The following is a 14,632-nucleotide window of genomic DNA, read 5'->3' as shown; positions in this document are numbered from 1 at the left end:
CCGTCGCCGGGCTCAGGCCGCCGGGCAGGAGCCTTCGGCGGGCGCGGCGTTGCCGGTGAGGGTGCGGAGCACGGCGGTGTTCACGCACGGGTTGCCGTTCAGGGTGACGCCGTGGGAGCGGCCGGCCACCGTGAGGAGTGCGCCGGGCAGGCGCTCGGCGACCGCCCGCGCGCCCGCGAGCGGGGTGCGCGGGTCCTGGGCGGAGTTGACGATCAGCGGGCGCGGGGCGGCCTTCGCGGTCAACGCGCCGAGCGGGCCCGCGGGGCCCGAGGCCCGTGGCCACTCGGCACACGGGACGTACTCGGAGGCGATCTGGGGTGCGCTGTCCGCCTTGCCGGCCCGCCGGGCGGTCGCCGAGACCTGCGTGAGGAGCGCGGCGGCCTCCCGCGGCCAGGAGAAGTCCGCGCAGTGGTTGCCGAGGGTGAGGGCGAGCGGGGGCGGTACGGGCTTGGCGGCGGCAGCGACGTCCTTCGGGAAGCCCTTTGCCGCGTACGCCTTCAGGGCGGCGAAGGGTGTGCCGCCGTCCGCCGGGTCGGCGCCCGCCGAGAGACCTGCGGCGGCCTGTGCGACGGCCCTGCTGAAACCGGGCCAGTCGGCCGGCACCACCATGACGGCCTCGGCGGCCTTGAGCAGGTCCGGGGTCCTGGCGGCGACGCGCGTGAGGGGCGCCACCGGGTCGGGGGCGAGCGCGCACTCGGCCGGCCCTGAGGTGCTGCACCAGGGGCGGAAACCGGCGGTGTACGAGCGCAGCTTCGCGGCGTTCTGGCCGGTGGCCGGCTCCTCGTCCTCTGTACCGGAGGCCGTTTCGAGGTCCAGGACGCCGTCGACGGCGACCTGGGCGCCGGTACGGTCCGGGTCCGCGGTGCCGTCGAGCACCGCGGCCCGCACCCGGTCGGGGTGGAGGCGCAGATACTCCTGGCCGAGCAGGGTGCCGTACGAGAGGAAGAGGAGGCTGAGTTTCTCCTCGCCGAGGGCGAGCCGCAGGGACTCCAGGTCGGCCGCGGCGTCGCGGGTGCCGAGGTGGGCAGTCAACTCGCCGTACTTCGTGCGGCATTTGGTGACATAGGCGGCCGACTCGGTGCTCACGGCGGTGAGTTCCGCCTTGGTGAGGGACTTCCCCAGGTCGTCACGGGAACCACCGCCCGGGGCTTCGGCCTTCGCGAGCCGCTGGACCGCGGCGCCCGGTTCACCGCAGTCCACCGGGGTGCTGGCACCCGAGCCGCGCCGGTCGAGACCCACGATGTCGAAGAGGGCGCGGAGCTGGGGCGGGAGCAGGGCGGCCGGGGTGTAGCGGCCGGGCAGGCCGGGGCCGCCGGGGTCCGTCACCAGCACTCCGACCCGGCGCTTGCGGTCGGTGGCGGGAAGCCGGGAGACGGCCAGGTCGAGCGTGCCGGAACCGGGCTTCGCCGCGTCCACCGGCACCTTGAACGTGGCACACTCCCGGTCCGGCTGGCCGGTCAGCGGACAGTCCTTCCAGTCTGCGTCGGGCGCGGGCACGGAGGGAGCGCCGGTTGCTCGGGACGCGGAGGCGGAGGAGGAGTCGTCGGGGGCGGGCCCGCCACCGCCACCGCACGCGGTGAGGAGGAGGACCAGCACGGCGCCGAGGAGCCCGACGACGACCCGGGCGGGCCGGGGGGCGCCGGGGCGGTGGACCACCGGTCGAACGCGGGGCAGCGTGCGCTGGGCGAGGGGGGTGGTTGCCGGGGCGCCCGCCCCGGGGCGGCCCGGGGTCACTGGCCGCCGCCGGTGCGGAAGGCCGTGCGATGCGACGCCGACCGGTCCGGGGGCAGTGTCCGTAGCCCGTGGGAGGAGGTCCGGCGGTCACGGTCCCGGCGGTCCGGTGCCCGGCGGTCACGTTCCCGGCGGTCCGGTGTCTGGCGGTCCGGTGCCCGGTGGCCCGGTGCCCGGTGGCCCGGTGCCCGGTGGCCCGGCGCCCGGCGGTCCGGGGTCGCTGTCTGCCGTCCGACCGCGAGAAGGGCCGCTCGGTCCGGTGCCGGACGGCGTTGGGTCCTGCGTCCCGCTTCTGCCGGCACTGCGCGTGCCCCTCTCGCCGTCGTCGGGTCCCGCTGTGTTGCGGCCTCGGTGCTCCAGGCTGGTCGTGTTCGTACGCGACCGCATGCGCTGAGCCCCGTATGGGCGACGTGCACCGGGGCGGCCCCCCGTGTGGTGGTCCGCCGGCTGAGGTGAGCGTGGTGGCGCGCTCAGTGCCGCAGCGACCTCAGCGCCGCAGCGACGTGAGTGCCGCAGCGACCTCAGTGCCGCAGCGACCTGAGTGCCGCAGCGACCTCAGCGCCGCAGCGACCTCAGTGCCGTACCGCCTTCGCGATCTCCGCCTTGACGTCGCCGTTCAGCGTCCGGTTGCTCCGTGCGGTGGCTGTGGCGTTCTTGCCTGCCGCCACGTCCTTGACGTTGACGACGACGGTGTCCAGGCGGTTGCCGTCACCGTCGCGGAAGTCGACCTGGACGGTGTAGGTCTTCTCCTTGTCCTGCTTGTTGGTCGCGGTGACCTCGGCGGTGGAGCGGTCGCCGGCGGCCTTGACGGCGCCGGCCTTGACCTCGTCCTTGGCGTCGGCGCCGTCCTTGATCTCGGCGAACTTGGCCGAGGCAGACGCGGAGGCGGACGCGTACGCCTCCTTCGCCTTCTCGCCTGCCTCGCCCGCCTTCGCGGTGGCGCTCGCCGCTGCTTCCCCGGCCTTCTTCGTGGCGTTCGAGACGACGTCCCCGGCCTTCGCCTTGTCGTCATCACCGCACGCGGTGGCGGTCAGCGCGAGGGCCGCGACGAGGACGGCTGCACGGGTTGCGCGGGTTGCACGGGTTGCACGAGCTGCACGAGCTGCACGGGTGATCTTCATGCGGGCCACCTTGCGCCGCCCCCGCGCCGGCCGCGAGGCAAGCGGTCCGAACGGGTCAGCGGAGCCTCGCCGGCGCCGTATCCGTCCTCCGTGCGCTCCTGCGCCCGCTCAGCCACCACGCTCCCCAGGCCACCACCGCCACCACGAGCCCCACCGCCCCCACCGTCCACGCGGTGGTGCGCAGGGCCGCGGTGAGCGCCGAGTACACGGCCTCGCCCGCCGCCCGGCTGACGTCCTGCGGGAGGTTCGCCAGGGAGAGGTTGTGCGCGACGGCGAGCACGAGCGCGAGCAGCAGCGCCCCGGCCACCAGGGCAAGGCCGGCCAGCGCGGTGATGAGCAGGCGCCGGCCCCGTACGGCGAGCAGGATCGCGGCCGCGATCAGCACGACGGTCAGTGGGACCAGCCATCGCGCCGCCGGGATCAGCAGGTGGTACGCCGTGCGCCAGGTGTCCAGCTGGTCGGTGCGCAGCAGGGTGATGTCGGTGTGGACGACCGGGATGCGGCCGGCGAGCGGGATGCCGTTCTCCTGGAGCTGTTCCTTGACCTCTGCGGTGACCGGCGCCAGGTCGAGGGTGACGGAGTCGCCCGAGCCCTTGTCGGCGGCGAGGGCATCGGCGAAGGCGTCATGGGTGACGCGGCTGACGGTGTCCCACGCCGTCGCGTAGGCGTCGGTGCCGGTGAACGAGCGGGCTGCCTCGCCGATCAGCCGCTCGGCGCCGTTCTGCAGCGGGCCGAGATCGATCTGCTTCACGACCTCGCTGGTCAACCGGGAGCTGACCGCTTTCTGCACCTCGGGGTCGTGGGCCAGCGGCGCCATGGTGTCGACGTAGCGGCCGGTGTCCTCGATCTCGGCGTTCGCCCACACCGCGACCGCGCTCACCGGTACGAGGAGTGCGGCGAGGACGAGCAGCAGGAGAGGGAGAAATCGGCGCATGCCCCCAGCCAAGGCGAGTCCCACCCTCCCCGCGACCGGTGAGCCGCCGGGGCGGTGAGTTCCCGGGATGGTGAGCCGCTGGGGGCGGTGATCGGTGATCCGCGGGGCGGACGAGTTGCCGAAACGGTGGCCCGCCGGGGGCGTCCCGGACGACGGGACAGTGCGCCCGGTCGGCGGGACAGTGCGCCCGGTCGGCGGGACAGTGCGCCCGGTCGGCCGGGGCAGCGTCCCGGTCCCCGTGATCCACTTGCCCCCCACGCGCGCCGGGTGTGACCTGGAAGGGCGAGAACAGGGGGCGTTCCGAGTACCGAGGAGGTCGCCGACATGGGTGCACACGTAGCAGTACCGGGACGGGGTACGGGCCGGGCCCCACGAGTTCCGCAGCCGGCCGGGGCCGCCGCTCCCACGCGCGCCGGGCGGGCCGGCTGGGCCGTCCCCCTCACCCTGGGTGTCGTCTACGGCATCTACACCGCCTTCATGGCCCGCGACAGTTCCCCCCTGACCTGGGGGAACGTCTGGCTCGGCGTGGTGTGCGGCGTGATTCTGACCGCGATCGCGTACGCCGTCGGCAAGGTGGGTCATCGGCTGGCACCCGGCCAGCGCGCCCTCGCCTTCGCCGTCCCCTTCGGCATCGCCATGGGCTTCCTCTTCAGCCTGGGCGGCGGCTCGGTCCTCACCTCGGTGGTCCTCGCCCTGGCCCTCTTCGCGGCGATGCTGGTGGCCTCGTACTACGTCTTCTACTCGCACGCCCCCTAGCAAACAGCGGGCAAAAAACGCTTGTCGCTCCCCAACTCACGTCAACTACGGTCGAGTTGTACCGGGGCGGTCCGCTCGCCCGCGGCCCGTAGTAGAACACCTGTCTGCACTGCCGATTCGACCGAGCAGGGGTAAGGCAACGTGAGTCATCCAGCAGCCTCCGACCCATCCACCCCGTCCAACCCACCCACCCCGTCCAACCCATCAACCCTCTCCGCCCCGTCCAACCCACCCACCCCGTCCACCTCCGCACCCACCTTCGCCACCACCCCGGAGATCGCGATCGAGACCACCGGACTGGTCAAGGTCTTCGGTACCAACCGCGCCGTCGACGGCGTCGACCTCTCCGTCCCCACCGGCACCGTCTACGGCGTCCTGGGCCCCAACGGCGCCGGCAAGACCACCGCGGTGAAGATGCTCGCCACCCTGCTGCGGCCGGACGGCGGCAGTGCCCGCGTGTTCGGCAAGGACGTGGTGAAGGAGGCGGACGCGGTACGTTCGCGGGTCAGTCTCACCGGGCAGTACGCGTCCGTTGACGAGGACCTCACCGGCACCGAGAACCTGGTCCTCCTCGCCCGGCTGCTCGGGCACACCAAACCCGGGTCCCGCTCCCGCGCCGCCCAGCTGCTGGAGGCGTTCGGACTGACCGAGGCGGCCGGCAAGCAGGTCAAGAACTACTCGGGCGGCATGCGGCGCCGCATCGACATCGCCGCGTCCATCCTCAACACCCCCGACCTGCTCTTCCTGGACGAGCCCACCACCGGGCTCGACCCGCGCAGCCGCAACCAGGTCTGGGACATCATCCGCGCCGTCGTCGCGCAGGGCACCACGGTGCTCCTCACCACCCAGTACCTGGACGAGGCCGATCAGTTGGCCTCCCGGATCGCCGTCATCGACCACGGCAAGGTCATCGCCGAGGGCACGAAGGGCGAGCTGAAGGCGTCGGTCGGCTCCGGCTCCGTACACCTGAGGCTGCGCGAGGCGGACCGGCGCGCCCAGGCGGAGCGCATCCTGGTCGACGCGATGCACGCCACCGTCCAACTCGACCCGGATCCCGTCGCGCTGACCGCCACCGTGGACGGCGGCAGCACCGAGGCCGGCGCCGCCGAACAGGCCGCGGCGTCCCTCGCCGCTCTCGCCCGCGCCGGTATCACCGTCGACAGCTTCGCGCTCGGCCAGCCCAGCCTCGACGAGGTCTTCATGGCGCTCACCGACAAGGAGGGGACCGCAGCATGAGCACCGCACCCACCGCTACCACCATCACCGACCAGCAGGACGCGGGGGAAGCCCTTCTGCAGGCCCCCAAGGTCGACGAACTCGCCGCGCTGCTCGTCGCCAAGGACCGGCCGCCCCGCCCGAGCGCGCTCTCGGCCTCGCTCACCTTCGGCTGGCGCGCCATGCTGAAGATCAAGCACGTGCCGGAGCAGCTGTTCGACGTCACGGCCTTCCCGATCATGATGGTCCTGATGTACGCCTACCTGTTCGGCGGTGCGCTGGCCGGCTCGGTGTCGGAGTACATCCAGTTCCTTCTCCCCGGCGTGCTGGTGATGTCCATCGTCATGATCACGATGTACACGGGCGTGGCCATCAACACCGACATCTCCAAGGGGGTCTTCGACCGCTTCCGCACCCTCCCGATGTGGCGCCCGGCGCCGATGGTCGGCTATCTGCTGGGCGACGTCGTGCGGTACCTCATCGCCTCGGTGGTCATCCTGGCGGTGGGCCTGATCATCGGCTACCGGCCACAGGGCGGGGTGCTGGGCGTCCTGGCGGGCGTGGTCCTGCTGATGATCTTCTCCTTCGCGTTCTCCTGGATCTGGACGATGTTCGGTCTGATGCTGCGCTCGGAGAAGTCGGTGATGGGCGTCAGCATGATGGTGATCTTCCCGCTGACCTTCCTGTCCAACGTCTTCGTCGACCCGAGGACCATGCCGGGCTGGCTCCAGGCCTTCGTCAACAACAGCCCGGTGAGCCATGTGGCCACTGCGGTACGGGAGTTGATGGCCGGTCGCTGGCCGGGGGCCGACATCGCGTGGTCGCTCGGCTGGGCGGCACTGTTCCTGGTGGCGTTCGGCACGGCGACGATGCGGCTCTACAACCGGAAGTAGGACCTACAACCGGAAGTAGGGACCTACAACCGGAAGTAGGGACCTACAACCGGAGGGTGGAGAACGGGAGTTGGGTGTGCCGCCGGGGCCCGCGATGCGTGCGTCCCCAACCCGCGCCCCCAGTGGCGCTACGGGGCGTCCGGGTGGTGCGGGACGACGACGACCTGCCACGCGTCCTCGTAGACGATCCGCCCCGGGGCGTTCTCGGACCGGACCTCCAGGCACTCGACCCCGTGGGCGGCCAGGATCTCCAGGTAACCGGGCACCCGCTCGATCAGCTCCGTCGAACCGGCCTTGAACCAGGCGACCGCGCCGGGATTCACGGCGTGGTCGTAGACGGTCGGGTCGACGCTCGAAGGCTCGGGGTACGCGCCGTCGTACCAGTCGTTGTTCGCGCGGCGGAACCTCTCCTGCTCGGGCGAGAGTCTGCCGTCCCTGGCAAGGCCGTTGACCAGCGCGAAGATGCCGGGGAGGTGGCCGCGGGCGTGCGGTGTGGTGCCCTGGAACCGGACGTAGCCGGCGGCGGGGGCCGGGGTGGGGTCGCTCATGCGGCCGCAGGATAGCCGTCGGCACCCCGCGCCGGCTTCCTTCTCCGTTCCCGCGCCGGCTTCCTTCTCGGCCCCCGCCTCGGCACTCCTCGCCAGCACCCTCCCGTACTGCTCAGTCGAGGCAGAACTCGTTGCCCTCGACGTCCTGCATCGCGATGCAGGACTCGTTGACCTCGTCGGCGGGCAGCACCCGCACCTCCACCGCGCCGAGGGCGACCAGCCGGTCCCTCTCGGCCTCCAGCGCGGCGAGGCGCTCCGCGCCCACGAGTCCGGTGCCGGCCCGCACGTCGAGGTGCACGCGGTTCTTGACTGCCTTGCCCTCGGGGACGCGCTGGAAGTACAGGCGCGGACCTTCCCCCGAGGGGTCACCGCACGCGAACGACGCCCCCTGCTCCCCGGGCGGCAGCGAGCGGTCGTAGGCGTCCCACGTGGCGAACCCCGCCGGGGGCGGCGGCACGACGTACCCCAGGACCTCGCACCAGAAGCGGGCGACCCGCTCCGGCTCCGCGCAGTCGAAGGTGACCTGGAACTTCTTGATCGAGGACATCGAGCCACCATAGTGCCGGCGGCGGGAGGTCAGCCGATGCGCAGTTCCGCCAGCTGCCGGGCGAACGGCACGACGGTCTCCGCCCCGGACGCGGCCGGCTCCGCCTCGGACACGACGGCCTCTTCCGTCGCAGCCTCGGTGGGCGGCGCCGCCGCGGGTACGGCGGCGCCTCCCCGCGCCCGTAGCAGCGTGGTCAGCTCTCCCGCGGCCCGCGCGATCCGGCCCGGCAGGTGGGCGGTGAAGGCGTCGCCCTCGCCGCCCCAGTCCTCCGACGCGGCGAAGACCGCGGTGGGGACGACCAGCGCGCGCAGGTACGCGAAGAGGGGGCGTACCGCGTGGTCCAGCGCGAGCGAGTGCCTGGGTGTGCCACCGGTCGCCGCGATCAGGACCGGGGTCCCGGTCAGCGCGTCCGGGTCGAGCAGGTCGAAGAAGGACTTGAAGAGACCGCTGTACGAGGCCGAGAAGACCGGGGTGACGGCGATCAGGGCGTCCGCACCGGCCACCGACTCGATCGCCTCGTGCAGGGCCGCGTTCGGGAACCCGGTGACCAGGTTGTTCGCGATGGCGGTGGCGAGTTCGCGGAGCTCGACGAACCGTACGGAGACGTCGGGGAGTTCCGTACGCACCGCCTCGGTCAGCCGGTCCGCGAGCAGCCGGGTGGAGGAGGGGACGCTCAGGCCCGCCGAGACGACGACCAGCTTCATGACGCCTCCACCTCCTTGTTGCTGTCGGTGCTGTCGGTGCTGTCGGTGCTGTCGGTGCTGTCGGTGTTGTCCGTGCTGTCGGCGAGGGCCTGGGCGACCCGTGCCGCGTGCGTCGGCCCGTCGGGGACCTGGGCCGGGCGGTTCTTGGCGAACTCCTCGCGCAGGACCGGCACGACCTCCTCGCCGAGGATGTCGAGCTGCTCCAGCACGGTCTTCAGCGGCAGACCGGCGTGGTCCATCAGGAAGAGCTGGCGCTGGTAGTCGCCGAAGCTCTCGCGGAAGGTGAGGGTCTTCTCGATGGCCTCCTGCGGGGAGCCCACCGTCAGCGGCGTCTGGGAGGTGAACTCCTCCAGGGAGGGGCCGTGGCCGTAGACCGGCGCGTTGTCGAAGTACGGGCGGAAGGCGCGGACCGCGTCCTGCGAGTTCTTCGCCAGGAACAGCTGGCCGCCGAGTCCGACCATCGCCTGGTCGGGGGTGCCGTGGCCGTAGTGCGCGTACCGCTCGCGGTAAAGGTTGATCAGCTTCCGGAAGTGGTCCTTCGGCCAGAAGATGTTGTTGGCGAAGAAGCCGTCACCGTAGTAGGCGGCCTGCTCGGCGATCTCGGGGGAGCGGATGGAGCCGTGCCAGACGAAGGGCGGGACGCCGTCCAGCGGGCGCGGGGTGGACATGAAGGACTGGAGCGGGGTACGGAACCTGCCCTCCCAGTTCACCACCTCGTTGCGCCACAGCTCGTGCAGCAGCGCGTAGTTCTCGACCGCGAGCGGGATGCCCTGGCGGATGTCCTTGCCGAACCACGGGTACACCGGGCCGGTGTTGCCGCGCCCCATCATCAGGTCGACGCGCCCGTCGGCCAGGTGCTGGAGCATCGCGTAGTCCTCGGCGATCTTCACCGGGTCGTTGGTGGTGATGAGGGTGGTGGAGGTGGACAGGATGAGGCGTTCGGTGCGGGCGGCGATGTAGCCGAGCATCGTGGTGGGGGAGGACGGGACGAACGGCGGGTTGTGGTGCTCGCCCGTCGCGAAGACGTCCAGGCCGACCTCTTCCGCCTTCTGCGCGATCGCGACCATCGCCTTGATGCGCTCGTGCTCGGTCGGGGTACGTCCGGTCGTCGGGTCGGGCGTCACGTCGCCGACGGTGAAGATTCCGAACTGCGTCGCGCTCATCGGGCCACCTCTTGCGTCTGTCGAGAGCTTGTTGAATATTGAACAAACCCGTCAACGGGCGGCCCCCGCGATCTATTCCCCCACCCCGCGGCCCCCGGCACCGGGCGGCGGCCGGGGCCTGGCGGCGACCGTCGGTCGGCTGATCGAAGGCGGGCGGGCCCCTGTCCCCCCAAGGGGTGAGCGCACCACGAATCCGCCCCGCGAGGCCCTGCGGCGGTGCACGCTGCCGGGATGTCCACACGCACAGGCACCGGCACACGCACCGGCACACCCCCCAGCACCGTGAACGGCACACGCGCGGGCGCCCACGCCGATCCCCGCCCCGCCGCGGGAGCCCTGCCGCCTCCGCCGCCGATCCCGCCAACCTGTCCCCGCTGCCGACAGGGCCTGCTCTGGAAGGACACCAGGGCGGAGATCAGGGCCACCGACGAGCACCACTGGCGCTGGTGGTGCGGCAACTGCTGCAAACGCTTCCGCCCCACCGAGGAACACCTGCGCCGCTTCTCCTGAACGGGGCACCGCCGTACCCGGAGGGGCCGGAGGTGTGCTGCTGCCCCACCGGCGGCGAGTGCCGACGAGTCGCTGCCCCACCGCCGGCAGCCCCACCACCGGCAGCCCCACCACCGGCAGCCCCACCGCCGGCAGCCCCACCGCCGGCAGGCCTACCGCTGCGCCTGCGGCTCCGGCACCAGCCCGTCCTCGATGACCTCGCGCGCCACCTCCGTCAGCCGGCGGCCGTGGCTGCGCGCATGGGCGCGCAGTACCGCGAACGCCTCGTCGACCCCGACCGCCAGCCGGGCGGCCAGCACCCCCTTGGCCTGCTCGATGAGGATGCGGCTGTGGAGCGCGGTGCGCAGCTGGATGCCCGTGGCGCGGTGGGCACGCAGGGTCTGTTCGTGCACCAGGCCGATGGTGGCGGCGTCGGCGAGCGCCTGGCCGATCCGTACGTCGGTGGAGGACAGCGGCTCCGTGCCCGTACGCAGCAGGAGCAGGCTGCCGAGCCGCTCCCCGCGCAGCCGCAGCGGCAGCGCGCTCGCCCAGGTGTAACCGCCCTGCCGGGCCCTCGGCAGGAAGACGGGCCACCGGTCGTACGCGGCACCGGCCAGGTCCACGCGCGCCAGGTCACCGCCCGCGGGCGGGGCGGAGCCGAGGTGGCAGTCGAGGGCGGGGCCCTGTTCGGCGGAGAGGTCGAGGAGTTCGGCGAGGTCGTCCCCGGGATCACAGGGGGCCACGGGGCGCAACGGTTCTCCTGGCGGGGCGAGCAGCACCGCGGCGACGGCGACGTCGACCAGCTGCCGGCAACGGACGCACAGTTGCTGGAGGAAGTCGATGACGTCGAACTCGTCGACGAGGGTGTCCGCCAGCTCTACGAAGGTGTCTGCGAGGGACAGTTCGCGTTCCCTGGTCATGTTCGTCTTCCTCGGTTCCCGCAGCTTCCCATGGTGTCCGGCAGGTCTGGGGCAGCCGGCGGCCCGAGGGCGTCCTCGTCCCTCATCCGCGGCCGTCCGGTCCGTCCCGCGTCTGCGGCCGGTCGTCGGGCAGCCGCAGCCGCCGGGCGACGATGTCACGCGCGACGGAGACGATGGGGCGGTCCTGGGCGAAGGCGTAGGCCCGCAACCGGTCGAGGGCCGTGGTGAGGTCCACGCCGAGGGTGACTGTCAGCACCCCGGTCGCCTGGTGCACGACGGCCCGGTGGAGTCCGCCGGGGCGCTCGCCCCTGACGGGTGTCGGCACCATCTCGCGGCCCGGTGTCCGCAGCGAGGAGAGCACGAACATCGTGAGGGCGTCGCAGATCTGGAGTGCCGCGTCGACGCTCTCCTCCACCATGCCCCGCGCTTCCCGGCGGTGCCCGGTCAGCGAGCCGATCCGCAGCGCGCCGAGCCGGAGCGGGAAGGCGAACACGGACTGCACGCCCAGTTCCAGGGCGCCGGGGACGAAGGCCGGCCAGCAGGGTCCTGGTGACCTTCGCACGTCGGTGACCAGGCACAGGGCGCCGTCCCTTGTGGCGACGTAACTCGGGCCCTCGCCCAGCGTGAACTGAAGGTCGTCCAGCCTGGTGCTCAACTCTCCGCTGTACCAGATCAGTTCCGCGGAGTGGCTCTGGGTGGAGACCGACACCCCGTCGAGGTCCAGCAACTCGGCACACCGCACCGGCCAGTTTCCGGCAGGCCCCGGCCCGCCGGGCTCCAACGAGTCCAGCAGCCAGTCGAGTTCTTCGGTCCTGAACGCGGTCATGTCCTGTCACTCCGGCCACCGTGCCGACGACCACGGCTCCGGTACGCGGACCGGACCCGTGGTGCCGCACACTTCCGAACGGCGCTTCCTCCACTGCCTCTCAGCATGCACGCGCCGCCCGCCGCGCTTCAAGCAGACTTGACAACCAAGCCGGTCGGTGGATCCCGTCAGCCGGCCGCTGCCGGACACCGACGCCCGTCGACGACACGTGCACCGCCTGGCCTGCGCACCCGCGTTGCTGCACCTGAGTGACCCTCTCGCGCGTCCCGCGGGGCGGTGCCGGTCCGATCCGGCGCGGGGTTGCCACAGTCGGTCGATGCGACGAATCGAATTCACACGAAGGTGTGCGGTCTCGGTGGCCGTTGCGGGCTGTCTCGTGGTGGGCGCGAGCGGCAGCGGGCAGGGCGTCGAATCCCCGTCCGGGGCGGTGGAGGTCGAACGGCTGTACCGCGAGGCGTCCCTGGCCGTGCAGGCGCACGAGGCGGCCCGCAAGGCGGTGCGGCGGGAGCGGGGGAAGGCCGGCCGGCTGCGGGCGGCGGAGCGCGTCGAGCTGCGGCGCATGAGCCAACTGCGTGACTCGATGGGCCGGTTCGCACGCAGCCAGTACCGGGGTGGTGGCGGGCTGGGGCTCACCGTACGGTTCCTGGCCGCCTCGTCCCCCGAGCAGATGATGGAGAAGGTGGCACTCGCGCGGCGGGGAGGGCATGCGGCGGCCTCGTTGCTGACGCGCGCACGGGACACCAGGGCGCGGCTCGCGCGGGACCGGGCGGCGTCGGCGCGCGCGCTCGGCACGCTCAAGGTCGAGCTGGCCCGGCAGTCGGCGGCCAGGGAGCAGATCGAGGGGAGGCTGCGCGAGGCCCAGCAGCGGCTCCGGGCCGCCGAGGAGGCCCGGCGGGCGGCGCTCGCGATGGCACAGGCCGGCCAGGGCGCGGGCAACGGGGCGGCTCGGGCCGGCGGGGCTCCCGGGCCTGCCTGCGGCGGCGGGACGGCCGGGGAGCCGCTCGGGCCGCCGCCGGACGCCCCTTCGGAGCGGACCGCCGCGCCGCGTTGGGTCGCACCCGTCGACCCCGCGCCGCTGTCCGCGGGGTTCGCACAGCCGGGCGGACGGTGGAAGGACCGGCACACCGGGCAGGACTTCGCCGTGCTCGACGGCGCGCCGGTACGGTCCGTGGGCGACGGCACCGTCTACTTCACCGGCTGCGGCGACGGCTTCGGCAAGCAGGTGATCGTGCGGCACGCGAACGGCTACTTCACGCAGTACGCCCACCTGTCGGTGCTCGGGGTGGCGCCCGGCCGCCGGGTGGCGGCGGGGGAGACCGTCGGGCTCAGCGGCAGCACGGGCAACGTGTCCGGGCCGCACCTGCACTTCGAGGTACGCGTGACACCGCAGTTGGGCTCCGGCGTCGACCCGCTCCCGTGGCTGCGCGAGCACGGGGTGGACGTATGACCCTCGTTACGGCGGCGGGGCGGGATGCTTCCATGTGCGGATGCGCGCTGACGGTGGGGTGGACGAGTACAACGGGACCCATGTGAGGGTGCGGACCCGGCGGGACGCCGACCTTGAGGCATGCGTACGGGCCTTGCGCACGGTGCACGGGACGAGTGGCTACCCGCGCAACTGGCCCGCTGACCCACCGGGTTGGCTGTGCCAGGGCGGTGAGCTCGGCGCGTGGGTTGCCGAGGCGCCGGACGGGGACATCGTCGGGCATGTGGCCCTGACGGCGCCCGCGGCCGGGGACGTCGCTCCCGGGCTGTGGCGTGCGGAACAGGGCGCCTGTGCCCAGGGCGTCCGTGCCCGGGGCGCGGCCGTGGTGGGCCGGCTGTTCGTCGCGCCGCGGGGGCACGGCCACGGGATCGGCCGGGCGTTGCTGACGCAAGTGGTGAGTTGCACGGACAGGTTGGGCCTGTGGCCGGTGCTGGATGTGGTGGCCGTCGACCCCGCGGTGGCCTTCTACGAGCGGATCGGGTGGCGACGGCTCGGGACGGGTGAACAGAACTGGGGTGCGGGAGAGCTCGTCGACGTGCATTGTTATGCCGCGCCGGGCCCTGCCGGTTATGCGGCGCCGAGCCGCCCCGCACTTTTGGCACGTCGTACGACGCCTGGCAAGGAGTGACCCGTGACCGATTCCAGCACCCCCACCGAAGTACTTCCGCCCACCGATCCCCACACCCTGCACCCCATGCGGGGTCAGCCGCGGGTCGTGCTTCTCAAGCCGCTGGTGACCTCGCCGCTCATCGAGGTGGGGGACTACTCGTACTACGACGACCCGGACGACGCGACCGCCTTCGAAACGCGGAACGTGCTCTACCACTACGGCCCCGAGCGGCTGCGGATCGGCAGGTTCTGCGCGCTGGCCACCGGCGTGCGGTTCATCATGAACGGTGCCAACCACCGGCTCGACGGCCCGTCCACCTTTCCGTTCCCGACGCTGGGCGGGGCGTGGGGCCCGCATGTGGACCTGCTCACCAACCTGCCGGTACGCGGCGACACCGTCCTGGGCAACGACGTCTGGATCGGGTACGGGGTCACCGTCATGCCAGGCGTGCGGATCGGGCACGGCGGGATCGTCGCCGCCGGGTCCGTCGTGACCTCCGACGTGCCCGACTACGCGATCGTCGGCGGCAACCCGGCCAGACTGATCCGTAAGCGGTTCGGTGACGAGGAGATCGAGCGGCTGCTCGCACTCGCGTGGTGGGACTGGCCGGTCGAGCATCTGACGCAGCACGTACGGGTGGTGATGGCGGGCAGCGTGGAGGAACTGGAGGCAGTCGCCCCACGCTGACG

The 14,632-nt window shown here is 72.5% G+C and carries 16 protein-coding genes; 7 read left to right on the top strand and 9 right to left on the bottom strand.

The features are described from left to right. Nucleotides 1-12 precede the first annotated feature (12 nt). The 3 genes from ACIQM4_RS10815 to ACIQM4_RS10805 all read right to left on the bottom strand — a co-directional run bounded on the left by ACIQM4_RS10815 (nt 13) and on the right by ACIQM4_RS10805 (nt 3,786). Nucleotides 13-1,656, bottom strand: coding sequence for an alpha/beta fold hydrolase (locus ACIQM4_RS10815; RefSeq protein WP_401589041.1), 1,644 nt, complete (start codon nt 1,654-1,656; stop codon nt 13-15). A 647-nt stretch (nt 1,657-2,303) separates the two neighbouring features. Next, entirely contained in the window at nt 2,304-2,852 is a 549-nt protein-coding gene (locus ACIQM4_RS10810) for an FxLYD domain-containing protein (protein ID WP_401589038.1), read from the bottom strand. Between the two features lie 55 nt (nt 2,853-2,907). Continuing rightward, nucleotides 2,908-3,786, bottom strand: a complete 879-nt coding sequence (locus tag ACIQM4_RS10805; protein WP_401589035.1) for a hypothetical protein — start codon at nt 3,784-3,786, stop codon at nt 2,908-2,910. Nucleotides 3,787-4,110: 324 nt separating this feature from the next. Between ACIQM4_RS10805 and ACIQM4_RS10800 the strand changes: the two genes are divergently transcribed. From ACIQM4_RS10800 to ACIQM4_RS10790, 3 genes are all read left to right on the top strand, one after another. Beyond that, nucleotides 4,111-4,542, top strand: a complete 432-nt coding sequence (locus ACIQM4_RS10800) for a hypothetical protein (protein ID WP_401589033.1) — start codon at nt 4,111-4,113, stop codon at nt 4,540-4,542. A 276-nt stretch (nt 4,543-4,818) separates the two neighbouring features. Continuing rightward, nucleotides 4,819-5,778 carry an ATP-binding cassette domain-containing protein gene (locus tag ACIQM4_RS10795; protein ID WP_401590118.1) on the top strand — a complete coding sequence of 320 codons (960 nt, stop codon included), beginning with the start codon at nt 4,819-4,821 and terminating at the stop codon, nt 5,776-5,778. Continuing rightward, nucleotides 5,775-6,650: an ABC transporter permease gene (locus ACIQM4_RS10790; RefSeq protein WP_401589030.1), complete on the top strand. Its 876-nt coding sequence runs from the start codon at nt 5,775-5,777 to the stop codon at nt 6,648-6,650. The genes ACIQM4_RS10795 and ACIQM4_RS10790 overlap by 4 nt, the downstream gene beginning before the upstream one ends. Nucleotides 6,651-6,778: 128 nt before the next feature. Here the strand turns inward: ACIQM4_RS10790 and ACIQM4_RS10785 are convergent, their stop codons facing one another. The 4 genes from ACIQM4_RS10785 to ACIQM4_RS10770 form a co-directional block, all read right to left on the bottom strand. Then, a complete protein-coding gene (locus ACIQM4_RS10785) occupies nt 6,779-7,198 on the bottom strand; it encodes a hypothetical protein (RefSeq protein ID WP_401589028.1) in 420 nt (139 codons plus the stop codon). A 112-nt stretch (nt 7,199-7,310) separates the two neighbouring features. Continuing rightward, nucleotides 7,311-7,745 carry a VOC family protein gene (locus ACIQM4_RS10780; RefSeq protein ID WP_401589026.1) on the bottom strand — a complete coding sequence of 145 codons (435 nt, stop codon included), beginning with the start codon at nt 7,743-7,745 and terminating at the stop codon, nt 7,311-7,313. A 29-nt stretch (nt 7,746-7,774) separates the two neighbouring features. Continuing rightward, the gene (locus tag ACIQM4_RS10775) at nt 7,775-8,449 is read right to left on the bottom strand and encodes an FMN reductase (RefSeq protein WP_401589024.1); all 675 of its coding nucleotides are present in this window, start codon (nt 8,447-8,449) and stop codon (nt 7,775-7,777) included. After that, entirely contained in the window at nt 8,446-9,612 is a 1,167-nt protein-coding gene (locus ACIQM4_RS10770; protein ID WP_401589021.1) for an LLM class flavin-dependent oxidoreductase, read from the bottom strand. Before ACIQM4_RS10770 ends, ACIQM4_RS10775 begins: the two co-directional genes overlap by 4 nt. Nucleotides 9,613-9,843: 231 nt before the next feature. Between ACIQM4_RS10770 and ACIQM4_RS10765 the strand changes: the two genes are divergently transcribed. Further along, a complete protein-coding gene (locus ACIQM4_RS10765; protein WP_401589018.1) occupies nt 9,844-10,122 on the top strand; it encodes a hypothetical protein in 279 nt (92 codons plus the stop codon). Nucleotides 10,123-10,274: 152 nt separating this feature from the next. On the opposite strand, the gene ACIQM4_RS10760 is transcribed toward ACIQM4_RS10765, so the two are convergent. Beyond that, nucleotides 10,275-11,021 (bottom strand): ANTAR domain-containing protein, encoded by a 747-nt coding sequence (locus tag ACIQM4_RS10760; protein ID WP_401589015.1) that lies wholly within the window; start codon nt 11,019-11,021, stop codon nt 10,275-10,277. A gap of 82 nt (nt 11,022-11,103) precedes the next feature. Continuing rightward, nucleotides 11,104-11,847 carry an ANTAR domain-containing protein gene (locus tag ACIQM4_RS10755; protein WP_401589012.1) on the bottom strand — a complete coding sequence of 248 codons (744 nt, stop codon included), beginning with the start codon at nt 11,845-11,847 and terminating at the stop codon, nt 11,104-11,106. Nucleotides 11,848-12,163: 316 nt separating this feature from the next. Here ACIQM4_RS10755 and ACIQM4_RS10750 point away from each other — a divergent pair, with 316 nt between their 5' ends. The 3 genes from ACIQM4_RS10750 to ACIQM4_RS10740 all read left to right on the top strand — a co-directional run bounded on the left by ACIQM4_RS10750 (nt 12,164) and on the right by ACIQM4_RS10740 (nt 14,630). Beyond that, nucleotides 12,164-13,294 (top strand): M23 family metallopeptidase, encoded by a 1,131-nt coding sequence (locus tag ACIQM4_RS10750; protein WP_401589009.1) that lies wholly within the window; start codon nt 12,164-12,166, stop codon nt 13,292-13,294. A gap of 40 nt (nt 13,295-13,334) precedes the next feature. Next, the gene (locus ACIQM4_RS10745) at nt 13,335-13,961 is read left to right on the top strand and encodes a GNAT family N-acetyltransferase (RefSeq protein WP_401589006.1); all 627 of its coding nucleotides are present in this window, start codon (nt 13,335-13,337) and stop codon (nt 13,959-13,961) included. Nucleotides 13,962-14,027: 66 nt separating this feature from the next. Beyond that, the gene (locus ACIQM4_RS10740; protein WP_401590115.1) at nt 14,028-14,630 is read left to right on the top strand and encodes a CatB-related O-acetyltransferase; all 603 of its coding nucleotides are present in this window, start codon (nt 14,028-14,030) and stop codon (nt 14,628-14,630) included. The last annotated feature ends 2 nt before the right edge of the window (nt 14,631-14,632 follow it).

It is taken from the genome of Streptomyces sp. NPDC091272 (genome assembly GCF_044757485.1).
GTDB lineage: Bacteria > Actinomycetota > Actinomycetes > Streptomycetales > Streptomycetaceae > Streptomyces.
Note: the sequence above shows the minus strand (reverse complement) of the source record. Positions and strands in the feature narration are given on the sequence as shown.

Bases quoted from the DNA above. Each gene is read 5' to 3' on its own strand.
- ACIQM4_RS10790 (WP_401589030.1), top strand. From the start codon at position 5,775: ATGAGCACCGCACCCACCGCTACCACCATCACCGACCAGCAGGACGCG.
- ACIQM4_RS10770 (WP_401589021.1), bottom strand. From the start codon at position 9,612: ATGAGCGCGACGCAGTTCGGAATCTTCACCGTCGGCGACGTGACGCCC.
- ACIQM4_RS10750 (WP_401589009.1), top strand. From the start codon at position 12,164: ATGCGACGAATCGAATTCACACGAAGGTGTGCGGTCTCGGTGGCCGTT.
- ACIQM4_RS10745 (WP_401589006.1), top strand. From the start codon at position 13,335: ATGCGCGCTGACGGTGGGGTGGACGAGTACAACGGGACCCATGTGAGG.
- ACIQM4_RS10775 (WP_401589024.1), bottom strand. From the start codon at position 8,449: ATGAAGCTGGTCGTCGTCTCGGCGGGCCTGAGCGTCCCCTCCTCCACC.
- ACIQM4_RS10755 (WP_401589012.1), bottom strand. From the start codon at position 11,847: ATGACCGCGTTCAGGACCGAAGAACTCGACTGGCTGCTGGACTCGTTG.
- ACIQM4_RS10780 (WP_401589026.1), bottom strand. From the start codon at position 7,745: ATGTCCTCGATCAAGAAGTTCCAGGTCACCTTCGACTGCGCGGAGCCG.
- ACIQM4_RS10785 (WP_401589028.1), bottom strand. From the start codon at position 7,198: ATGAGCGACCCCACCCCGGCCCCCGCCGCCGGCTACGTCCGGTTCCAG.
- ACIQM4_RS10810 (WP_401589038.1), bottom strand. From the start codon at position 2,852: ATGAAGATCACCCGTGCAGCTCGTGCAGCTCGTGCAACCCGTGCAACC.
- ACIQM4_RS10805 (WP_401589035.1), bottom strand. From the start codon at position 3,786: ATGCGCCGATTTCTCCCTCTCCTGCTGCTCGTCCTCGCCGCACTCCTC.
- ACIQM4_RS10765 (WP_401589018.1), top strand. From the start codon at position 9,844: ATGTCCACACGCACAGGCACCGGCACACGCACCGGCACACCCCCCAGC.
- ACIQM4_RS10740 (WP_401590115.1), top strand. From the start codon at position 14,028: ATGCGGGGTCAGCCGCGGGTCGTGCTTCTCAAGCCGCTGGTGACCTCG.
- ACIQM4_RS10760 (WP_401589015.1), bottom strand. From the start codon at position 11,021: ATGACCAGGGAACGCGAACTGTCCCTCGCAGACACCTTCGTAGAGCTG.
- ACIQM4_RS10800 (WP_401589033.1), top strand. From the start codon at position 4,111: ATGGGTGCACACGTAGCAGTACCGGGACGGGGTACGGGCCGGGCCCCA.